The organism is Dyadobacter sp. HNCC25DJ184, from assembly GCF_056895215.1.
The window spans coordinates 161,106-184,183 of record NZ_JBXHAQ010000007.1 but is presented as its reverse complement, the minus strand read 5'-3'; the positions used below and the strand labels follow the sequence as shown (position 1 = coordinate 184,183).

Genomic DNA, 23,078 nt, shown 5'->3' with positions numbered 1-23,078 from the left:
TACAAATCATTACCAGAAATGTGCAGGAATGCTTAATTTCGGTTTAAGATCGATAAATTATTGTCATTTATGAGTAGCAACAGCACGATAGCGCGGCGGCAAATTTTAACAGCACTTCAGACGAGTCAAAAAATAAGAAGGATTGCCTTCGAGATATACGAGCATAACTTTCAGGAAAAGAGCATCATATTGGCGGGCATTGCCGGTGAGGGGTATGAGTTTGCAAAAAGACTTACCGCTGAATTAACAGATATATCCCCATTAAAGGTTGAGTTGTTGGAGCTGATGTTTGACAAGCAGATTCACCATCAAAGTGCAATCAGGTTTGATAAAGAAGTTGCCAATTTTGAAAATCAGGTCGTGATTATTGCCGACGACGTACTCAATACTGGCCGGACGCTTGCCTTTGCGCTGGAACCATTTTTAAAAGTAAGAATGAAAAAAGTACAGGTGGCGGTCATCGTTAATCGTAGCCACCATTTATTCCCGATCCACGCCGATTACATAGGCTATTCATTGAGTACTACCATTAGTGAGCATGTGGAAGTAATCCTGAGCAATGCTGAGGATGAAGGGGTTTATTTGGAATAGAAAATACAATTATTCAAGGTTCAACCTTGCTGACTCTATCTGGAGTCGGCGAGGTTTCTTTGTTTCATTGCTCGACCAAAAAAATATCCCGCCACATTAAGCAGCAGGATATACTTCTAATAATCTTACGCTATTAATCTAGTTACTGTAAACGCGTCTCAGCTTGATATTCTCCACCGGACGGATAATCAGTGGTACTTTCTCGATTTTTACAGAACTGCTATCCAAACCAAACCATTTGTCTTCCGGGGTGGTGAAATCTTTCACGAAGAAGTAGGTTTTCATCACCATTTGCTCCAGAAGCGGGAGATCATTTTCAAATGACAGGAATCGCTCCAATACAACAAAACGGAAATCTCCGGTAATATTCTGGCGGTTCAATGACTCATACCGGCTCGTAATATCCACTTCTTTGTTCATCACCATATCTTCTACCACTTTCCTAAAGAATAGATTGATACGTTGTTCAATCCGGAAACCAAGCCGGAAGTTGATTTTGATTACGTTATCATCATCGTCATCGTCAGACAATACTTTGTATTCCATAGTGTACGGATCATCCGTCGTATCAACGTGAATGAACCAGTACACATCTGCCCGCTTCGGCCGTTTTTGAAAAATAGAATAAATCACTTTCGTCTCAATTTCATTTGCCCGGGAAGCATTGGTCATGAAAACGAGGTGGGTAGAATATTTTGGAATACTGATATCCCGGCTGAGTTCGTGCAAGGCCGGAATGAATTTTTCCAGTTTGGTATATTCGGTCAACCTCAATTTGATATAGAATGCCTTTAGCCAAACCAACATCAGAGACGCAACAATTGCGGCGATAAGCAAGGTGAACCAGCCACCGTGCGAGAATTTCAACAGGTTCGCTCCCAAAAATGCGCCTTCAATCGCCAGATATACTAGCATGAAAAGGATTACAAAATAAATGTTGACCTTACGGATATACAGGTAATAAGAAGCAAGGATCGTGGTCATGATCATCGTCAACGTGATAGCCAAACCATACGCAGCTTCCATGTTCGCCGATTCTTTAAAGTAAAGAACCACCACTGAGCAGCCAAGCCATAACAACCAGTTGATACTTGGTACATATAATTGACCCTTCTGATCACTTGGGTAGACCAATCGGACTTTCGGCCAGAAGTTCAGACGGATTGCTTCGGATATAAGTGTAAATGAACCAGTTATCAACGCCTGGCTCGCGATTACAGCCGCCAATGTTGCCACGGCAACCCCTGGAAGCAACCACCAGTCGGGCATAATTTCGTAGAAAGGTTTTCTTCCTCCAAGTAGCGTTCCGGTCTGCGTTAATAGCCACGCACCTTGTCCCAGGTAGTTTAGCACCAGACAAGTTTTTACCAAAACCCAGCTGACACGAATGTTCCCGCGGCCGCAGTGACCCAGATCGGAGTAAAGTGCCTCGGCCCCTGTGGTGCACAAAAATACAGCTCCAAGCATCCAGAAGCCTCCTGGATGTTCAGAAAGGAGTCTGTACCCATACATCGGGTTAAAAGCCTTCAAAATTTCATAGTGCTGCATGATCTGATTAACACCCAGTAAAGCGAGCATAATAAACCACGCAAACATAACAGGACCGAAAGCCCTTCCTACCACCTTAGTTCCAAACGCCTGGATCAGGAACATCAAAGTGATGATAGTGAGAACTATCGGTATAATCTGGATATGCGGATATATAAGTTCAAGTCCTTCTACTGCTGATGAAATGGAGATGGGTGGTGTGATAATGCCATCGGCAAGGAGCGTACTTCCTCCGATGATGGCAGGAATGGTAAGCCATTTGGCATGTTTACGAACCAGGGCAAATAGTGCAAAGATCCCTCCCTCACCACGGTTGTCCGCGCGTAGGATGATCGTAACATATTTGATGGTTGTTTGTAATGTCAGGGTCCAGATTATGCAGGACAACGCGCCGAAAATAATCTCTTCCGAAACTTTTTCCGCGCCTATGATGGCTTGCATAACATATAGTGGGGAGGTCCCGATATCTCCATAAATAATGCCGAACGCAACAAGCAATCCGGCAACGGAGACTTTATCTAAATTTTTCGATTCCATAGGCCTTTTAGGTGATAACCGGCGAAAGTTAGGAAACCCAAAGCAAAGTCCGTAAATGAAAGCGCAATTTTAATTTATTTACTGCCCGTCAATTGAATAAAGTATTGGAAAGCAAGTAACCGTTCAGGCAAATTATGACGATTGAAATTGCCCAGCTTATTATTTGAATAGTTTTTGAATTGACAAATCTCCCCATCAGTTTTTTGTTGGAAGTAAAAAGAACCAGTGGCACAACCGCAAAACTGAGCTGTAAAGACAGAATAACCTGACTTAGAACCAATAGTTCCGCCGTGCCTCTTTCTCCATACACATAGGACACAACAAGGGCAGGTAATATGGCTATACCTCTGGTAATGAGTCTTCTCAGCCACGGTTTTAGACGTATGTTTAAAAAGCCCTCCATCACAATCTGGCCGGCCAGTGTCCCTGTAAGTGTAGAACTTTGACCGGAAGCCAGCAAAGCCAATGCAAAAAAAGTACTCGCTAGTCCGACACCCAGAACGGGGTCGAGTAAATGATATGCGTCGGTAATATCAGCAATTTCAAAATGGCCGTTTTTATGGAAAGCGGCAGCCGCCAGAATCAATATGGAAGCGTTGATAAAGAATGCGATACCTAAAGAGACTGTCGAGTCAATGGTGGCAAATTTGATGGCGTCTTTTTTGCCGGCATCAGTACGTTTAAAAGCCCTGGTCTGGACTATACTTGAATGCAGATATAAATTATGCGGCATCACTGTCGCGCCTAAAATTCCGATGGCAATATAAAGCATACTCGGATTAGTAACGATTTCCGGTTTTGGTAAAAGACCACCGACAATCGCAGATACAGATGGATGGGAGACGAACATTTCATATATAAAGCAAAGTAATATCGTACCCATAAGACCGGCCACAATACTTTCAATAATCCGAAATCCCTTTTGCTGGAAATATAATACGATCAGAACATCGAAGGCGGTCAGGACAACACCAACTGGTAGAGGAATATGGAATAAAAGATTAAGCGCTATTGCCGAGCCTATCACCTCAGCCAGATCGGTAGCAGCGATCGCGATCTCTGATAATCCCCAAAGAATAAGTGAAGTAGGTTTCGAATATTGATCACGACAAGCTTGAGCAAGATCGCGGCCCGTAGCAATACCCAATTTCAAGGCCAGATGCTGTAATAGCATTGCAAACAGGTTGGAGATCAGGATAACAGAAAGTAAAGTATATCCAAATCGGGATCCTCCTTCTATATCGGTCGCCCAGTTACCCGGGTCGATATACCCAACGGCCACCATGAGTCCTGGCCCCGTAAACGCCATCATTTTTTTCCAAAACCCGGCCCCCTCAGGAATACTAATACTGGAATGTACTTCAGGAAGTGAATTGATCCGGTGATGTTCCGGGTTCAAATTTGCATCAATCGTTTTATTCGAAATGATATGGTTTGACATTTTGATATGTGTGTATTCTTGAATTCGATTTACTGAAACCAAAGATAATAAAAGTTAAAATATATTTTTAGGTTAGTCTAAATTTTTTTAATTCTTGATTGTAAATTGTACTTTTGCCGTTATTAGGCTAAGTGCCTTTATATTGACTATGCAGAATTCGTTCACAGAAGAAAATTACCTCAAAATTATTCATGCGCTTTCCGGTCGAGATGCCCAGGAAGTAAGTACTAATGCGCTGGCCGAAAGTACGTCGACCAGGGCCGCCTCTGTTACGGATATGCTACGTAAGCTGGCCGATAAAGGGTTGATCAATTATAAAAAATATCAAGGTGTAACACTCACAGAATCAGGAGAAAAGGTAGCTATAAGTGTTATCCGGAAACATCGGTTATGGGAGGTTTTTTTGGTTGAGAAACTGGGATTTGGATGGGACGAGGTGCATGATATTGCAGAGGAATTGGAACATATTCAATCAGATATATTGGTAGAAAAGCTGGATGCATTCTTAAGTCATCCTCGATTCGACCCTCATGGAGATCCCATTCCCGATTCGAAGGGAAACCTTCAGGATCCTGATTATCGAGCTTTGATTGATGTTAATATGGGCGAAAAAGTGTTGATGATGGGGGTTCTTGACCATGCTCCGTCATTTCTTCAGCATCTGGATCGCTCCGGAATAACCCTTGGGTGTGTGCTGGAAGTGAAAGAAGTTAATGAATACGATAAATCGGCCTCTGTACAGGTGAACGGCGATCAGACGTTGTTTATCAGTATGGAAGTCTCAAAAAATTTACTGGTCCAACGTTGTTGAGACCCGCCAGCCCATGAAAATATTAGATCGTTACCTGATCAAAAACTTCCTGATCACATATTTTTTTGTAGCGTTTGTAATCGTACTGATTATCTGTATGATCGACTATACAGAAAAAGTGGACGATTTTTTGGAAAAGAAGGCGCCGATCAAAGCGATCATTTTCGATTATTATCTGAATCTCATCCCTTACTGGATCAACTATATCAGTCCGTTGATGGTATTTATCGCGACGGTTTTCTTTACGTCCCGTATCGCGGCCCGTACCGAGATTATAGCCATGCTGAGCAGCGGGATCAGTTTTGTGCGGATGTTGCTTCCCTATATGGTCGGAGCGATGATATTGGGTACAGTCACTTTTATACAGGTGGGTTGGGTGCTGCCCATCGCCAATAAGGTGCGAAATGACTTTGAGAAGAAATATGTGAAGAACGAATTTTCTTTTAGCGGGCGCAATGTACATATAACGATCTCGGACGATGTATACGCCTATCTGGAAAGCTATAATACCTCTAGCAAGACCGGCAACAAGTTTACCATGGAGACGATCAAAGGAAATAAACTCCTGCAAAAGTTATCTGCAGATAAGATCGTCTGGCAACCGGAAAAGAAAAAATGGCTTTTACAGAATATCCAGATCAGAACGCTCGATAGTTTAGGGGAGAAAATCACCTTTCCAAAAGATCGCGATACGACGATTAATTTGTCGCCCAAGGATTTTGAAAGCGATTATAACCTGTACGAAACTTTTACATTATCAGAGCTTAACAACTATATTGACCTACTTAAAAGTCGCGGGGCTGACGGTCTGGAGGTATATCTGATCGAGAAATACATACGTTTTACCCAGCCTTTTGCCATCATGATTTTGACCGCAATTGGTGTAATCGTTTCGGCTCGTAAAAGCCGGAGAGGCGTAGGTTGGCAAATCGCCCTCGGATTTATGCTGGCCTTTATATATATCCTCTTTTTCCTTTTGTCGAAAGGTGTCGCTGAAGCGGGAACTATCAACACCTTGTTTGCAGTTTGGTTGCCCAATATCGTGTTCTCGTGCATCGGGGTCATTCTTTATAAAACTTTACCGAGATAGTCCGATGATACAGGCAGGCAAGCTACGCTCATATCTTCATCTTCATTTTTTGGTATTAATATGGGGATTCACCGCGATTGTGGGCCTTTTCGTCTCCATTTCGCCAATTGTACTGGTTTTTTACAGAACTTTCTTTGCGGCTATCGGCCTCGCCGTGGTATTGTTGGTTCGAAAAAAATCATTCGCTGTATCCCAACGGGATATGATAAAAATGCTGTTGATCGGCATTATTTTATCCTCTCACTGGATTCTGTTTTTCGCATCTGCACGTGTAAGTACCGCGTCAGTGTGCCTCGCCGGGATGGCTACTACATCGCTCTGGACTAGTTTGATCGAGCCTTTGGTACATCGCAAACCGATACGAATGCTGGAGGTGGGTTTGGGGATATTGGCGTTTGCGGGTTTGTACATGGTTTTCAAATTTGAGTTTGACCACGCACTTGGACTGACTCTAGCTCTGATGTCAGCCTTACTTGCTGCAATTTTCACGGTTGCCAATAGCAAGCTGGTACAACGTAACGATGCTTTTGCCATCACTTTTTATGAAATGGTGGGTGCGAGTTGCTTTTCGCTCATCGCCAATTTTGTCGCAGAGCAGTTGCATTGGTTGCCTTCTTCCGGTTTTCTGCCAAAACCTGACGATTGGATATGGATATTGTTTCTGGCTTTGGTCTGCACAGTTTACGCCAGTTCCATGGCCGTGCAGCTGATGAAAGAGTTTTCAGCATATCTCATAAACCTGACGATCAACCTTGAGCCGGTCTACGGAATTATACTGGCGGTACTCATTTTTGGAGAAAAAGAGAAAATGACGGAAGGGTTTTATTGGGGAATGGTGATGATCCTGCTGGCCGTAATACTGTATCCGTTTTTGAATCAAGCCCTTTACTATCAAAGAAATAAGGTGCGGGATTGAATATTTACGTATATTCAAAATTCGTTAACATGTTTCATTCTGGCGCCCCTCAAACTCATTTATTAAGCCATTCAGTTTTCCTAAAACTCAAATCAATAAGGTATATCTGCTATTTTTGCCATTAAACAAACCAAACCATAAATGAATTCTCCCCGCCTGTTACTGGTTATTCCATGCTACAATGAGGAAGCGGTTCTGAAATTAACTTATACCACACTTCGCACTTACTATGATGATATCAAGTCAAAAGGGATTATTTCTCAGGATAGTAAAATTTGCCTGGTCAACGACGGAAGTCGGGACCGGACGTGGGAAATAATTGATGAACTGTCTGCCACAGATGAAAATATAATCGGAGTTAAGCTCTCCAGAAATTTTGGCCACCAGAGTGCAATCATGGCCGGTTTGGAAAGCAATGTTGATCATTTTGACTGCTTCGTAACAATCGACGCCGATTTACAGGATGATATTCACGCCATTACTGGCATGATCGAGAAGTACCGCGAGGGTGCAAGCGTAGTATATGGCGTTCGTTCTGATCGTACTTCGGATAGCTGGTTCAAGCGTATTTCTGCTGAAAGCTTTTATGTGATCATGCAAAAAATGGGGGTGCCGGTAGTGTTCAACCATGCTGATTTCCGGCTCATGGACCGTCGGGTGTTGCAGGAATTGGGCAGTTTTCGCGAAATCAATCTTTTCCTGCGAGGGGTTGTACCACTAATTGGGTTTAAAAACGAAAAGGTTTTTTATAGCCGTAAAGAGAGGCTGGCCGGTGAATCCAAATATCCATTGGGTAAAATGATGCTTTTTGCCTGGAACGGTATTACGTCGTTTTCGACTTTCCCGATGCGTCTGGTGCTTTACTTTGGCTTTCTCAACTTTTTGATAGCGATGGCCATTGTTGGCTATATCCTTTTCTCGTATCTGTTTGGGTATACCGTTCCCGGCTGGACTTCGACCATGCTCCCAATAACTTTCTTTAGCGGCTCTAATATGATGGCACTGGGGCTCATAGGAGAATATATTGGCAAGATATACGAGGAAGTGAAAGGCCGCCCGAGGTATATTATTGAGAAGATTACTGACCATTGACGATCGTTGATGGTTTAAGATCGCATATTGCAAGTGAATAGGGAAGGCAACTGGCCCCGCCGAGGATGGTCTAAAACCACCCAATGGATATTTCACAACCAAACAAATTAATTTGAATACCAATTAATGAATCAGATTTATAAAAAATATAGAATACTTGGAAATTGGATAAACCTGTTGCTCATGGCAGTGGTGCTTGCGCCACTTTTGGTTTTGTCATACTATAATCACCCTTCCATAGCGGACGATTATTGCTATATTGATACAGTTTTTAAATACAGCTGGTTAGAGGCTATGAACTTCTACTACTCAGGCTGGACCGGTCGGTATTTTGGAATATTCCTGAATCACTCCAATCCTTTGCTTTTTCATTCGGTTATTGGGTTTAAAGTGTTGCCTATCTTGCTGTTAAGTGCTTTTATTTTCGCGCTTTATAACTTGTTCCGCCATCTGACGCCGACACTTTCCAAATTGGCACATCTTGGTTTTGCGGGGATCATCTTCTTTATGTTCGTTATTAAAATGGCGAGTATAGTCGAGGCGTTTTATTGGATGGCGGCCTTTGTGACTTATACTATTCCTAATATCCTCACGCTCCTTTGGATAGTGCTCATTTTGCGTTGGTATCGCCAGGATACTCAGCCAGCCAAATGGTTTGGCTCTATTCTGAGTGGTTTTTTGATATTCGCCATCATCGGTTGCAGCGAAACGAACCTGATCGTAATCATGCTGCTGATCCTGGCCTGGTGTTTTTATATGATCGTTTTTCATCGCCGTTTCGATGGATTTATGATTGCAATGCTGGCCACTGCGGTCATTTCGTGCTATATCTTTTTTGCATCACCAGGCAATGCGGCTCGAATCGGTGGTAACCCATTAGGAGGAAACTTCACATTTTCTTTGGTTTCGTCTTTCCAAAAACTGGGTATACTTGTATATGACTGGGTTTTCACGACCCCTTTGTTATTCTTTACAATCCTCTGGCTGGTTGTGCTTTCCAGGCTATCGAAGGGTGCCCGCAACTATTTCTCCATTCCGGTTTGGTTTGCGGTATTGCTTTTCATCGGCGTCGAATCAGCCCAATTATTTCCGTCTTATTATGGCGTCGGAATCGAACCAACTCCACGAGTTATCAATTGCGTTTATTTCTTTTTCCTGATTGGCTGGTTTTATGTTTCCGGAGTTATCTTTCATTATTTCAATTCGAAATATGGATACGTTCTCACTCTGCCGAAAGGCCGTTTTGCCCTGATTTGCGGAATCGCTGTACTTTCGGTGACTTTATCTTTTTATCAAAGTAATAATGTCAAAGTCTTGTATTCTGATATACTGAAAGGTCGCGCGGCCGCATTTGATAAAGAGAATTATGAACGTTATAACCTTCTTAAAACGTCCAGAGAAAGGGTTGTCTATTTGCCGGCGCTTAGCGTCAAGCCGCAGACTTTATTTGTCGATGATATCAAAACTGACAAAACACACTGGTGGAATAAATGTCTGGCCGGTTATTATGGAAAAGATACGGTTTATGTGATTGAGCAGCATGTTAAGTAAATTGGAAAACAGTAAAAATCTCAAATTCTATCAAATTGTTGGCCTGCTGCCGCTGGTGGTGATCGTTGTTTTTTACTGGGTTTCAGTAAAATATAGTATCAATATCCCATGGTTTGATGATGTTGAGAACATACCTTATTTTCTGATCAATTTTCTGGGAAGTTCTAATTGGGTCGACAAATGGAAAGCAATCATTCTGCCGAATAATGAACACCGTGTTCTCACAGCCCGACTGATCGTCCTGATCCAATATCTTTTCTCAGGTCATCTGAATTTCAGGGTTTTATCTTTTTGTGGCAATCTAAGTTTGCTGTTTTTGTTCAGTTTCATCGCTCGCGGATATCTTCGTCAAGGTGGGAAATGGTATATGCTGGCTCCTGTTGCTTTCTTTATCTTTAATTTCCAGTCATACAACGGTATCTTCATGACGATCATGTCTATGCAGTACCAAATGGTGATTATGCTTTCTGCGGCCAGTTTTTACTTTTTGTCGAAACACAGCTCCCGGTTTTTTATCATCGCCATTTCAATCGCCTATCTCGACACATTTAGTATGGGCAACGGCATGATGGTATGGCCATCTGCAATCGTCATGCTGCTGTTTCAGGAGCGCTGGAAGGAAACTGTGATATGGACAATAGCGGCCGTCATCGCGATATTTTTATATTTTCATGGGCAGGACTTTGTTCAGGGGAACGACAAAGCATTTGCATATATAGCCCAATATCCCTTCAAAACATTTCTCGCTTTCTTCGTAATGCTGGGTGGTGATTTTGACATCTTTCCGCATGCTGTGTTTGCAAAACGGGCGCTCATCCCAATGGCGACTGGCTTTGTTTTGTTCGCGGTTTTTATCATTTGGTTTATCGGTATTTTATCGTCGTCGCCGTTTTGGGGAAGTCGAATACCGGTATTGATTAAAAACAAATTTCGGAAATTGCCTTTTATTCAAAATGCCGACAATCGCTGGAACGCCTTTTGGCTCGGAACATTTATGTATGTCATGATCAGTATGCTGCTCGTTGTCGTGTTCCGCACGAGATTTGATCCTCATATTATCCTCGGCAGTACCTATAAAATGTATCCGTCTGTGATGACTTCTGTCGCTTATATCGTTGTTATTCAGGTATTTGTAGCCAGATACCAACTTCCCTATTTCCTGTTTTCACTGGTGGTTTCAATTGGGGTATGGCTGTCTACCTTTGTCAACTACATGCCGGTGATCAAGTATATAAAAATGACTCGGACAGCTTTTGCTTTTAATCAAAAGACAAATGGAGTAGGTTTGGGGGCGACTAAAAACAGCGCTTTCGAGAATATGCTGGAAACCACTTTGAGAAAAGCAGATGGTTTGGATATTTATTCCTACCCCGAACCGCTGATTGCCAAAGGTGAAACTAATATATCCCTGACCGGATTACCTGTTTCGGCAAAGGTGCAGATTCACGATTTCAGCGACATTCTTATCGTGAAACCAATAACAAATACGGATCCGGCGACAGTGAGGTATATCGTATTAGAGTCTCAGGAAAATAAATATCTGTTTTTTGTGATGGAGGATGATTCAACGGCGTCATGCCCGAAGGGCACAATCAGAGCAGGGGAGTATGCGATCGGGATTTGGACAGTTTCTGGTAATGGATCTTCTATTGACCGTAGCGGCCAAACGGTGGTGATTGAATGAATCGGTTGAAGTATGTCAGTCATTTCAATGACAAACGGGATGCCACTTTCTTCTGACTTAAATAGTAAACAGCGAGTATATCTGATATAATGCTTTTTAATTCGATACAATTTTTAGTTTTTTTCATTGTCATCACGCTGGCGTATTTCAGCCTGTCGTGGCGTGGTCGCTGGATGCTCCTGTTGGGAGCTAGTTGCTACTTTTATATGGTGTTCAAGCCAGTTTTTATACTGATACTGTTTGCCACCATCGTCATTGACTATTACGCGGGGATATGGATTGCTCAGGCTAAAAATCAGAAGCAAAGAAAGCTTTTGCTTGTCATTAGCCTGATTTCCAATATTGGTATTCTTGCCTTTTTTAAATATTACGACTTTTTAGGCGATTCGATCAACCAGCTATTTCATTTAGGTGGTTTAAGAAGTATAGTTCCGCCTTTGGAAAGGCTGATCCCGCAACAAATAGCCGAATGGATGGTCAATGGAGCTGGTAAGGTGATATTGCCAATCGGTCTTTCGTTTCACACCTTTCAGGCAATGAGCTACACAATTGAAGTATATCGTGGCAATCAAAAACCGGAAACCAATTTTGGGATATATGCCCTGTATGTGATGTTTTATCCGCAGCTCGTGGCCGGACCAATTGAGCGACCGCAGAATATGCTTTTTCAATTTCATACGTATTTCAAATATGATTTTGAACAAGTGAAGGCTGGCTTAATGCAAATGGCTTTCGGGTTTTTCAAGAAAATGGTCATTGCAGATCGCCTGACGGTCGTTGTGGATAGCGCATATGATATCCATTCAAGTCATAACGGGCTGACATTGGCCGTGGCTACAATATTTTATGCCTTTCAGATATATTGTGACTTTTCCGGTTATTCGGACATTGCCATCGGTTCGGCCAGGGTGATGGGCTTTACCCTAATGGACAATTTTCGCTCTCCATATGAATCAAAATCCATATCGGAATTTTGGGGAAGGTGGCATATCTCTCTATCGACTTGGTTCAGGGACTACTTGTATATACCCTTGGGCGGAAACCGGAAAGGAGAATACCGTAAATATTTCAACCAGTTTATCGTCTTCATGGTCAGTGGTTTATGGCATGGGCCTACCTGGAATTTCGTGATATGGGGCGGTCTTCACGGTACATATCAGATCACAGCTTCCCTACGCGACAAGTGGTTGAAAGCTGCCGGGATTTCCTTTCCTCAGAATGCATTCACCAAATATTTGAACGTAGTAGTGACCTTTTTACTCGTCACATTTGCATGGATTTTCTTCAGGAATTCAACTGCGCCGGTGAGCCGTGCTTTTGAGATAATCGGCAAGATTTTTACGCTATCCCTGAATCAACCGCTGCATTCCCCATTCAGTAACCTGGAAATGTACTTCTGTGTTTTTCTGATTATTTTTTTAATGGTGAAGGAGCGATTCTGGCAGAAAATTCCTACCCAAAACACAACCTTTTTTGTAGTGCTTTTTTCAATAACCGCTTTTCTGACCTATTTCCTTGGCGTGGTTAATGAGAATCAGTTTATTTACTTCCAGTTTTAAAAACGTTTCAACTGTTTTTTGTGTTAAGAAGTGCACCGTTGATTGGGAGATGTGTCTTTCTCTACTGAAATCGAGCGGAAACAAAGAGTATAAATTGATTACATTAAAATTCCTTTCGACAGCTGACAGCTGTCAGCCGAATTCATTAAATTACTATGTACGAAGTTACATCTGACAATCGATTAAGAAGTCTTATTGTGGTAGGTGATCGCGTTTTGATCCGCCCCAAAAATCCAAATGAGCGAACCAATAGTGGGCTGTTTTTGCCACCAACCGTTACGGAAAAAGAACAGGTTCAGAGCGGATATGTCATCAAGGTTGGTCCCGGATATCCTATTCCATCTTCTGCTGAGGATGAGCCGTGGAAGGAATCAGAAGAGAAAGTGAAGTATATGCCATTACAGGCCAAGGAAGGTGATCTGGCAATTTATCTCCAGCGTAACGCCATTGAATTGGAATACGATGGCGAAAAATATGTGATCGTCCCGCAGTCGTCTATTCTGATGTTGGACAGGTTCGAGGATCTGTTTGAATAAATGTTCCGTAGGACGCAATGGGGAGAGTTGAATTCCTATCTTGTGTTTTCGCGAGTTGGTCGGGGAGGCCATTCGTTTGTTGTTTCATAGTGCCCCTTGCGAAAACCATCGCGTCCATAGCGTTTTAATTTTCATTTTTTACCTTATTCTGCATACACATGAAGTACAAATTTCTTGGTAATACCGGTGTGTTGGTTTCGGAACTCTGTTTCGGTACCATGACTTTTGGAGGAGATGGATATTGGGAAGCAATTGGAAAACTACAACAGGACGACGCAACAGAGCTGATTAAAACGGCGTGGGAGAAAGGTATTAACTTTTATGATACTGCCAATGTATATTCTTACGGCAAATCGGAAGAAATGTTGGGTGGTGCAATCAAAGAGTTGGGCATCAAAAGAAGCGATGTTTTTATCGCTACCAAAGTAAGAGGCCGGATGGCGGCGGGTGCCAATCAAATTGGTCTATCCCGATTGCATATGATGGATTCGGTAAACGAAAGCCTGGTGCGTTTGGGGACGGATCATATCGACCTACTCTATATTCACGGCGTCGATGAGTTTACTTCTTTGGAAGAAACAATGCGCGGGTTGGAGGATCTGGTGCGATCAGGAAAGGTTCGATACCTGGGTATTAGTAACCATGCAGCATGGCAGATCATGAAGGCCAATGGGATTGCTGAGAAAAACGGCTGGACAAAATTCGTAGCCTGTCAGCATTATTATTCCATCGGCGGTCGTGATCTGGAGCGTGAATTAGTTCCGCTGATGAAAGATCAGAATCTGGCACTGATGCCATGGAGCCCGCTTGCAGGAGGTTTTTTGTCAGGAAAGTTTACAAGAAAGAACGAGACAAAAGGGGACAATCGCCGCGATCAATTTGATTTTCCTCCAATTGATAAGGAGCGTGCATATGATATCATCGAAGTAATGGAGCCGATTGCCGAGGCGCACGGAGTTTCCGTTGCTCGCGTAGCATTGGCTTGGGTCTTACACCAAAAACCGGTAACGAGTTTGATTATAGGAGCGAAACGACCTGAGCAATTGGTTGACAATATAGCAGCAACCGAATTGGTGCTCACCGATGATGACCTTGCAAAACTGGAAGCAGTGAGCGCGCTGACTGAGGAATATCCTGCATGGATGTTGAAGCGACAGGGCAGAGATCGATTGCCGCAGTAATCGCAATAATATTTGAGTTTTTAAACCTCCGGTTATCAAAAGGATCGGAGGTTTTTTGCATTATGTCGGTTTCCAATATACAACCCCTTACCTTTGCCGCATGTCAAATCAGGAAAATATTTCGTCCATCCTTTCGGGACTGGGGATTACTGCGTTAAATGAAATGCAGGAGCAAGCTAATGTTGCCATTCAGGAAAACCCGGAAGTATTGTTACTTGCCCCCACGGGCTCGGGTAAAACACTTGCGTTTCTTTTGCCCATTGCCTCGCTTTTGTCGAAGGAGGTTGATCAGGTTCAATGTTTGGTCATTGTGCCCACGCGTGAGCTGGCTTTGCAAATTGAACAGGTGTGGCGGAAAATGGCCACTGGTTTTAAGGTTACGTGCTGTTATGGAGGTCATGACATGCAAACGGAAATCAGAAGTTTGACAGAGCCACCTGCACTTTTAATAGGGACACCGGGGCGACTTCTGGATCATATGCATCGCCAGTCATTTTCTTACAGGATTATATCAACGCTGGTTTTGGATGAGTTTGATAAATCGCTGGAACTCGGGTTTCAGGAAGAGATGACGGAGATTTCTAACAATCTTCGGAATATCAAAAAGCGGATATTGGTTTCTGCTACTGCCGGGCCTAAAATCCCGCCTTTTATAAAAGTGAAAAATCCGGTCGAGATCGATTTCATAACCAATCAGAATCAAACGACTGGATTGACTTTAGTTCAGGTACTTTTCGAATCGGGGAAGAAAATGGATGCGTTGATCCGGTTGCTGGGTGTGTTAGGCGCGGAATCGACGATGATATTCTGTAACCAAAGAGATTCTGCTGAACTGATCAGTCTGGCATTGAAAGATGAAGGAATTGATTGCGCGTTTTTCCATGGCAAATTAGAGCAGGAAGATCGCGAACGTACATTGATCCGTTTCCGAAATGGTTCGGTTTACTATATTGCTGCCACAGATTTGGCAGCGAGAGGATTGGATATTCCTGGCGTTAAACATGTTATCCATTTTGAGCTACCTATGAAAGGCGACGAGTTTACCCACCGAAATGGTCGTACTGCTCGAATGCACGCAGAAGGAACTGCCTACATTCTGGCAAGCGATACGGAGAGGTTGCCCGATTATATCAGTCCCAAGCCCAGGATTCTGAATTTGCCATCCAAATCCACTCCACCGCCCACACCCAATATGGTGACGATATATATCAGTGGTGGCAAGAAAAGCAAGTTGAGCAAAATGGATATCGTCGGTTTCCTTTTACAAAAGGGAAAACTTGAAAAACAGGACTTAGGATTAATAGAAGTAAAAGATACCGCTTCATTTGCGGCAGTGAACAAATCAAAAGTGAAAGCGTTACTTGCCAATATCCGAGAGGAGAAAATGAAGGGGAAGAAATATAAGATAGAAATTGCCAAATAGGAAGAAGGGGGTACGGAGGAGGGACGAAAGGGAGGAAAGGTTGGCAAAGTGTTTTTGGGGAAAAAGTGAAGGGGTAACGGCGCCATGAATTCAAACACATTGTATAAATTTAAGGCTGCATTTGCCACCACGATTAATAGCAAAGTATAAAAGAACAACACACGAACTTCGGGAAGCAGCCTCGTTAACCTGTTGACCGTTAACCCTTTTTAGAGATATTAGCCTTCCGCAAAGCATTCTGCCCTCTCTGGCACGGTGTTTGATTACTTGTTAAAAGAAAACAAACAAGCACTCAGATGGAAACGAAATCAAGAGGACGACATATATTTCAATACTTCTTATACCTGATATTGGCCTGCGGGACGGCTGGGATAATCTGGTACTATATCCGACCTTCAGAAACCGATGAAGTATCTAACAAAAATGTGAACCTGTTTCTTGAAAATGCGATAAGCGATGTTCAGCAGGATTTGCGTAGTGACATTACACGGCCCGATATCGCCTCCCGGTTAGCCTGGTTCAAGGCCAACACTACGTTATATCAGCAAGCCAGTCACAATAAAGACAAATCCATAAAGGCGGAATCTCAGAAATTCAAAGGCTTGATGATACAAGCGCAACAAAAAGGCTTTCCAACTTTAAGAAAAGCATATGTCGAATCAAAACAGGAAGTTTTAAAACAACAGAATATTGATATCGAGCTCTCAGGAGCATCAAAGGAGATTCTGGTGATCACAGGGAGCATGTTTGAGCCCAAAAAGAATCAACAGGCATTCTTGAAAGATATTGAGCCGGTGGTTCGCGACCTGCGTTTTCAGGAGGTCATTTACAAATGGTCCGTTGCCGACGACAGCAATAAGCATTACGCTATCGATTCGAAAAAGGATGATGAGGTTTAAAGATCTTAAATAATATTTCTCAAAAAGGTATATCCAAATAATAGCACCAGCGCTGTTATTTGGATATTTTTTTTCCGGAAAATTTGATAAGATGGAGTGGTCGTAAAAACTTCAACCATAAGTATATATCCGAATATTATTACCACCGGAAATACCAGCGCATTTAGCTTAAAAGCCGTAGCCCAATGTCCATGGAGCAACTCGTGGAATGCGTGTTGACCACCGCATCCCCAGCAATCCCACCCTGTTATAATACGAAACAGGCATGGAATGGGCCATAATGAATTATTGGAAAAATAAAATAAGGTCGTAACGGCTGCCAGGATTATTAGTGTCACAGCGCGTATGACCCGAAAATTATTCGCGGATAACATAATCTTTCACAATAAGGTCATGCAATGCCTGTTCGGTGTTGTTAAAAAGGGGCCATAACCAAAGAAGTATACATACATTGGAACTCACATATTTAATGAGCGATCTTCCAATCGCTGCACCAAAAGTGAGCCTTTGACCTTGTTCATCTACTACCTTTATTTTCATGATCATTTTGCCAACAGTAGCTTGCTTGGCAGAGCTGAGCATAAATGCTTCATATATTACCGGTGCAGCTACGCCGATCAAGATAATTGGTAGGATTGCCAGGCCAGCCAGTGCCGCGAAGGCACCTTCATCGGTCATGTCACGACTGTAGGAAGAAAAGAACCCGATGCCGAAAATCGGAACAAGAAGGATGGACATCACAAAGCCAAGGAGAAGCGCATCAATTATTTGGGCAACAAGTCTGTTGCCAACACCGGCGAAAATAACATTCTGCATTGGAGATGGTTTAAGTAGTGAAATACCGAGATTGAATAGTAGTCAAGTAAGTAGAAAGAATGCTCAATTCCAATGTCAGAAGGTTATTTAGCCGAATAATTATTTTTCGGTATAACGAGCGGTACTAATTTTACATAGAAAAAGGCAGTTCTTTTTATTTTTGGAGCGAAATGGTATTCAGGAGAGATACTATCTCAGCAACCCGCTGGAGGCCCAGCAAGTCGTGCTAAATGCAGACAAATACATCGAGCAATTTATGGATGAAGGCAAAGAGGATCTTATCTCGTTGATGGTTTTTCAGAAGTATTTTATTTTACCTCCAGGTGAGCGGAAATGCTCGCCATATTTTAAGATAATGACAAAAAAGAAGAGGCCGTCCGATAAGGGCAGCCTCCTGAAAAATATGATGTTCCGATATAAATTAGATAACGCGAACGTTAACCGCATTTAAACCTTTTCTTCCGTTTTCCACATCATAAGAAACCTTGTCGTTCTCCCGGATTTCATCCTGAAGACCTGAAACGTGTACGAAAATGTCCTTCTCACCATTTGCTGGTTGAATGAAACCAAATCCTTTCGAATCGTTGAAAAATTTTACAGTACCTTCTGCCATTAGTATTTATTGTATAAGTATTGGATCGCAAATGTAGGCAGATTTTGAGGATATGCAAGGACGAACTTTAAAAACAGCTAGAATTCGACTAAGTAGATATCTTTTTCGTATACAGTAATTTACGTAAACAGAAACTTAAAATCTGCGCTAAATTATATTCCCTCGTTCACTATCGTCAAAATGATAAGGATTGGTATCTGATATATTATATTTGTAAAATTCTTACGCAAGTTTACATTATTCTATGTCACCCAATAAAATAAATTTGTATACTCCGCCATATTGGTTGCCCGATGGTCACCTCCAGACTATTTATCCTTCACTGTTCCGGAAAGTGAAAGGTGTAAAATTCCGGCGAGAAAGGGTACAATTGGCCGACGATGATTTTCTGGATCTGGATTGGGTGGATGAGCATGAGGGTAAGAGGATGGGGCAGAGGGCTCCGCTGGTTATTCTTTCGCATGGGTTAGAGGGTAGTAGTAAAAGTCAGTATATATTAGGTATGTGCGATTTGATGTCAAGTTCAGGGTTTGATTGCCTTGCCTGGAACTTCCGCGGGTGCAGCGGTGAAATGAATCGCAACTATCGTTTTTATCATAGCGGAGCTACGGACGATTTAGATGCCGTAATTCGCCACGCAATTAATAAAGGATACACAAATATAAGTCTGATCGGTTTTAGTCTCGGCGGCAATCTCACACTTAAGTATCTGGGCGAAAGGCGAAAAAATACCGCCAAAATAATCCGCAAAGCTGTTACGTTTTGCGCGCCGCTGGATCTCCGGGCGAGTAGTCTCGAAATAACCCGCCCACGCAATTATGTATACATGAAACGATTCATGAAATCGCTGATCACAAAAGTGCAGGAAAAGGCTCCGCACTTTTCGGACAAAATAGATTTGTCCGGACTCAAAAATGTAAAAACACTTTACGACTTCGACGATCTGTTTACAGCGCCGATTCACGGATTTCGTAATGCCGATCACTATTATAGAGAATGTAGTTCACGCTATTTTGTGAAGGATATCCAGGTGCCGACGCTGGTCATCAATTCTAAAAATGACCCAATGATACCGTTCGGGAGTATGCCTGAAGAGGAGTTGGCTAACAACCCATCCATCTTTTTTGAAACGCCTTGCCAGGGCGGGCATTGCGGTTTTCGACCGGCTAAGTTAAATGGGAACGCATATTGGTCAGAGGAAAGGGCGCTGGAGTTCCTTCAATAGTGTTATTCTCCCCGGTGAAGGCTGTTCACTAAAACTCAAGTGAATCACTTTTTGTTAGGGTGAGAGAATTCAGATTAGTAACTTTGTGCCTTCTTTTAAAAAGGGATACTTTTTGAACATCTGAACGGATATTATTTTTAAAGAAACTTACTCAGTTATCAGTAGCTGCATGCCGACACAAACTCTTACTTCCCCGTATATTATTATTGATTTCGATAGTACGTTCACCAAAGTTGAAGGCTTGGATGAACTCGCTGTCATTGCATTAGCCGGTAATCCAAATCAGGCTCAAGTCGTATCGCAAATTCGTAGTCTTACCGACAAAGGAATGAATGGAGAGATGTCGTTTGCCGAAGGCCTTCAGCAGAGAATTGCATTGTTAAGCGCAAACCGTTCTCATATTGAAGATTTGGTAGTGTTTCTTCGCTCACAGGTTTCAGATTCGTTTTTAAGAAATAAAGAATTTTTGACTGAAAATTCAGCCAATATATATATCGTATCAAGCGGTTTCAAAGAATTCATCGTTCCGGTTGCAACGGAGCTGGGCATATTGGAAGACCATGTATATGCTAATGAGTTCAGGTTTGACGACGAGGGTAATATTATCGGAATAGATGAGACTAACGTACTGTCGACGGATGGCGGTAAGATCAAATTGCTTACCCAACTGAATCTGGATGGCGACGTATATGCGATTGGCGACGGATACACTGACTATCAATTGAAGGAAGCAGGGTTGGCCAACAAGTTTTACGCTTTCACGGAAAACGTGGAACGTGAAAAGGTGACCTCAGTTGCAGACCATATCGCTACATCTTTCGATGACTTTTTATATGATAATAAGCTGAGCCGAAGCCAGTCCTATCCAAAAAGCAGGATCAAGGTTTTGCTTCTTGAAAACGTACATCCGGTTGCATTGAGGGCTTTCGAGCAGCAGGGTTTCAATGTGGAGCTGGTGAAAGGCGCCATGGACGAGGAAGAGCTTTGTGAAAAAATCAAAGATGTATCGATTATCGGTATTCGTTCGAAAACTACCATTACAAAAAAGGTCTTGGACAACGCCAATCGTCTGATGGCAATAGGCGCGTTTTGTATTGGAACAAACCAGATTGATCTGGAAGAAGCGACCAAACGAGGAGTTGCGGTGTTCAATGCACCATATAGTAATACCAGGTCTGTTGTGGAATTGGCTGTCGGTGAGATGATTATGCTCATCAGAAACACGCTCACCAAAACAAATCAAATGCATCAGGGGATTTGGGACAAATCTGCCAACGGCAGTTTCGAAGTTCGTGGTAAAAAACTGGGAATGGTGGGATACGGAAGTATTGGTACTCAGCTTTCTGTGGTTGCGGAGGCGTTGGGTATGGAGGTACTTTTTTATGATGCAGTTGAGAAACTTTCAATAGGAAACGCAAAGAAGGTCAACAGCCTCGAAGAGCTTTTGGCAATTTCGGATGTGATCAGTTTACACGTTGACGGTAGAAAGGAAAATACCAATATGATTGGTGCGCGTGAATTTGCGTTGATGAAAGACGGAGTAATATTCCTGAATTTGTCTCGTGGCCACGTGGTCGATATCAAGGCATTGGCCGATGCTGTTAAAAGTGGAAAAGTAGCCGGAGCCGGTGTTGACGTATTCCCGAAAGAGCCAAAAACGAACAGCGAACCATTTGTGAGCGAGTTGATTGGGCTGAATAATGTGATATTAACGCCGCACGTGGGCGGAAGCACAGAAGAAGCGCAGGAAAACATCGGGCATTTTGTTCCTTCCAAATTGTTGGAATATATGAACAATGGTAGCTCATATGGCAGCGTCAATTTCCCTGAGGTTCAGTTGCCGAAGTTGAAAGATTCGCACAGATTGCTGCATATCCACGCGAATGTGCCGGGTGTTTTGGCCAAATTGAATCAGATTTTTGCAAAAAATAATATCAATATTACCGGCCAATACCTCAAAACAAATGAGCATATCGGATATGTAATTGTTGACGTAGCAAAAGATTATACGGAGGAGTTTATCCAGGAAGCGAAGGAACTGGATGGTACGATTCGTTTCAGGATGCTATACTGATATTATTAACGATGCATGTTAACGGGTTTGATTGTAGACGGAAATATACCTAACGCAATCAAACCTTTTATTTTATACTCAACCAGTTAAATAACCCATTTTAACTAAATGTCATTTACTTATTTCACTCCAGGTCCGGCGCAGTTGTATCCCTCTTTTGAACAACATCTGCAAACATTTGTTGAAAATCAACTAGGCTCGATTTCCCATCGTAGCCAACAGTATCGTGATCTTCACAAATTTACAGTTGATCAGTTGAGGATATTGCTCAACGTGCCGGATAGTCATGCTATTCTATTTTTGGGATCCGCGTCAGAAGTCTGGGAGCGGATATTGTTCAGTTGCGTGGAGCTGGAAAGCTTTCACCTGGTTAACGGGTCATTTTCAAAAAAGTTTTATGACTACTCGAATGCGCTGAATAAGTTCGCGCATAAAATCGAGAAACCACTTGGAGAAGGATTTTCGTTTAACGAGATCGAAGTGCCGGAATATGCCGAGCTGATCTGTGTAACGCATAATGAAACAAGCTCTGGCGTGCAGATGCCGGTGGCTGATATTCACAAATTAAAGACCAAAAATCCGGATAAATTTATTGCCGTCGATATGGTGTCTTCTGCTCCATATCCAGAACTGGATTACTCCCTGATAGACAATGCTTTCTTTTCGGTTCAAAAGGCTTTCGGTTTACCAGCCGGTCTTGGAGTTTGGATAGTAAGTGAAAAATGTCTGGCCAAAGCGGAGAGTATCAGAAAACAGTATTCAATTGGAGCCCATAATGACTTGTTGACCCTTTGGAAAAACGCAAAGAATAACGAAACTCCGGCAACACCTAATGTTATGAGTATATACCTGTTGGGCAAAATAGCGGAAGATTTTAACAAAATCGGAGTGGATGTAATTCGTAAGGAAACGGAACAAAAGGCTCAGTTGCTTTATAAGTTCATAGAGAAGAACAAGGGGTATTCGCCGTTTGTAAAAGTGAAACAGCACCGCTCGCAAACGGTGATCGTTGCAAATACCGAACTACCGGCGGCAGACATCATCAAGAAAGTAAAAGAGAAAGGTATAGTAGTTGGCAGCGGATATGGTGAATTCAAAAACTCACAGCTGCGCATCGCTAACTTCCCGGCTACTTCGCTGGAAAAGACTGAGGAATTGATCAAGGCTTTGGGAGAAATCTAACAGACCGAACGCCAAAAAGAATATAAGCGTGGAATCATCCGGTTCTGCGCTTTTTTGGTTAGCAATATCACCCCTTCGGGGTTTTTTGAATATTGATGATTTGTAACTTCTATAATAATGTCAGCCTTTCAGGCTTTTGAGAACAGCAATTAAGTCATCGTTGGTATTATTTGCCGACAAAATCCCGAGGGGATGACATGATTATAGAAAGAAGGAGGAGGGCAGAAAATAAATCCCGAAGGGATGAAATGATTATAGAAAGAAGGAGGAAGACAGAAAATAAATCCCGAAGGGATGACAATATTATCG

The 23,078-nt window shown here is 42.5% G+C and carries 20 protein-coding genes; 15 read left to right on the top strand and 5 right to left on the bottom strand.

The genetic code is table 11. The features are described 5' to 3' along the window. The first annotated feature begins 69 nt into the window (after positions 1–69). Complete coding sequence (locus AC1XUD_RS12835; protein ID WP_483361407.1) at positions 70–591, top strand: phosphoribosyltransferase family protein; 522 nt, start codon at positions 70–72, stop codon at positions 589–591. Positions 592–729: 138 nt separating this feature from the next. Here AC1XUD_RS12835 and AC1XUD_RS12830 read toward each other — a convergent pair whose 3' ends face one another. Then, positions 730–2,676, bottom strand: coding sequence for a KUP/HAK/KT family potassium transporter (locus AC1XUD_RS12830; protein WP_483361406.1), 1,947 nt, complete (start codon positions 2,674–2,676; stop codon positions 730–732). 88 nt (positions 2,677–2,764) lie between these two features. After that, entirely contained in the window at positions 2,765–4,117 is a 1,353-nt protein-coding gene (locus AC1XUD_RS12825; RefSeq protein ID WP_483361405.1) for an Nramp family divalent metal transporter, read from the bottom strand. A 148-nt stretch (positions 4,118–4,265) separates the two neighbouring features. Here AC1XUD_RS12825 and AC1XUD_RS12820 point away from each other — a divergent pair, with 148 nt between their 5' ends. The 11 genes from AC1XUD_RS12820 (at position 4,266) to AC1XUD_RS12770 (ending at position 16,859) form a co-directional block, all read left to right on the top strand. Then, positions 4,266–4,928 carry a metal-dependent transcriptional regulator gene (locus AC1XUD_RS12820; RefSeq protein WP_483361404.1) on the top strand — a complete coding sequence of 221 codons (663 nt, stop codon included), beginning with the start codon at positions 4,266–4,268 and terminating at the stop codon, positions 4,926–4,928. 13 nt (positions 4,929–4,941) lie between these two features. After that, entirely contained in the window at positions 4,942–6,018 is a 1,077-nt protein-coding gene (locus AC1XUD_RS12815; protein ID WP_483361403.1) for an LptF/LptG family permease, read from the top strand. A gap of 4 nt (positions 6,019–6,022) precedes the next feature. Further along, on the top strand, positions 6,023–6,934 hold the full coding sequence (locus tag AC1XUD_RS12810; RefSeq protein ID WP_483361402.1) for a DMT family transporter: 912 nt from the start codon (positions 6,023–6,025) through the stop codon (positions 6,932–6,934). Positions 6,935–7,075: 141 nt separating this feature from the next. Further along, positions 7,076–8,026, top strand: coding sequence for a glycosyltransferase family 2 protein (locus AC1XUD_RS12805; RefSeq protein WP_483361401.1), 951 nt, complete (start codon positions 7,076–7,078; stop codon positions 8,024–8,026). Between the two features lie 183 nt (positions 8,027–8,209). Continuing rightward, positions 8,210–9,577 (top strand): DUF6056 family protein, encoded by a 1,368-nt coding sequence (locus AC1XUD_RS12800; protein ID WP_483361400.1) that lies wholly within the window; start codon positions 8,210–8,212, stop codon positions 9,575–9,577. Then, positions 9,567–11,261, top strand: a complete 1,695-nt coding sequence (locus AC1XUD_RS12795; protein WP_483361399.1) for a hypothetical protein — start codon at positions 9,567–9,569, stop codon at positions 11,259–11,261. The genes AC1XUD_RS12800 and AC1XUD_RS12795 overlap by 11 nt, the downstream gene beginning before the upstream one ends. Positions 11,262–11,350: 89 nt before the next feature. Beyond that, positions 11,351–12,820: an MBOAT family O-acyltransferase gene (locus AC1XUD_RS12790; protein WP_483361398.1), complete on the top strand. Its 1,470-nt coding sequence runs from the start codon at positions 11,351–11,353 to the stop codon at positions 12,818–12,820. 155 nt (positions 12,821–12,975) lie between these two features. Beyond that, positions 12,976–13,356, top strand: a complete 381-nt coding sequence (locus AC1XUD_RS12785; protein WP_483361397.1) for a co-chaperone GroES — start codon at positions 12,976–12,978, stop codon at positions 13,354–13,356. Between the two features lie 158 nt (positions 13,357–13,514). Next, positions 13,515–14,537 (top strand): aldo/keto reductase, encoded by a 1,023-nt coding sequence (locus AC1XUD_RS12780; RefSeq protein WP_483361396.1) that lies wholly within the window; start codon positions 13,515–13,517, stop codon positions 14,535–14,537. 100 nt (positions 14,538–14,637) lie between these two features. Beyond that, positions 14,638–15,960 (top strand): DEAD/DEAH box helicase, encoded by a 1,323-nt coding sequence (locus tag AC1XUD_RS12775; protein ID WP_483361395.1) that lies wholly within the window; start codon positions 14,638–14,640, stop codon positions 15,958–15,960. A gap of 296 nt (positions 15,961–16,256) precedes the next feature. Continuing rightward, positions 16,257–16,859 (top strand): hypothetical protein, encoded by a 603-nt coding sequence (locus AC1XUD_RS12770; RefSeq protein WP_483361394.1) that lies wholly within the window; start codon positions 16,257–16,259, stop codon positions 16,857–16,859. 5 nt (positions 16,860–16,864) lie between these two features. Here the strand turns inward: AC1XUD_RS12770 and AC1XUD_RS12765 are convergent, their stop codons facing one another. The 3 genes from AC1XUD_RS12765 to AC1XUD_RS12755 form a co-directional block, all read right to left on the bottom strand. After that, positions 16,865–17,233 (bottom strand): DUF2752 domain-containing protein, encoded by a 369-nt coding sequence (locus AC1XUD_RS12765; protein WP_483361393.1) that lies wholly within the window; start codon positions 17,231–17,233, stop codon positions 16,865–16,867. Continuing rightward, positions 17,217–17,675, bottom strand: a complete 459-nt coding sequence (locus AC1XUD_RS12760; protein ID WP_483361392.1) for an RDD family protein — start codon at positions 17,673–17,675, stop codon at positions 17,217–17,219. The genes AC1XUD_RS12765 and AC1XUD_RS12760 overlap by 17 nt, the downstream gene beginning before the upstream one ends. A gap of 421 nt (positions 17,676–18,096) precedes the next feature. Beyond that, positions 18,097–18,288, bottom strand: a complete 192-nt coding sequence (locus AC1XUD_RS12755) for a cold-shock protein (protein WP_215237375.1) — start codon at positions 18,286–18,288, stop codon at positions 18,097–18,099. Between the two features lie 244 nt (positions 18,289–18,532). Between AC1XUD_RS12755 and AC1XUD_RS12750 the strand changes: the two genes are divergently transcribed. The 3 genes from AC1XUD_RS12750 (at position 18,533) to AC1XUD_RS12740 (ending at position 22,769) form a co-directional block, all read left to right on the top strand. Continuing rightward, positions 18,533–19,513, top strand: coding sequence for a YheT family hydrolase (locus tag AC1XUD_RS12750; RefSeq protein WP_483361391.1), 981 nt, complete (start codon positions 18,533–18,535; stop codon positions 19,511–19,513). Positions 19,514–19,682: 169 nt separating this feature from the next. After that, positions 19,683–21,587, top strand: coding sequence for a phosphoglycerate dehydrogenase (serA, locus tag AC1XUD_RS12745; RefSeq protein WP_483361390.1), 1,905 nt, complete (start codon positions 19,683–19,685; stop codon positions 21,585–21,587). 108 nt (positions 21,588–21,695) lie between these two features. Further along, positions 21,696–22,769, top strand: coding sequence for an aminotransferase class V-fold PLP-dependent enzyme (locus AC1XUD_RS12740; RefSeq protein ID WP_483361389.1), 1,074 nt, complete (start codon positions 21,696–21,698; stop codon positions 22,767–22,769). The last annotated feature ends 309 nt before the right edge of the window (positions 22,770–23,078 follow it).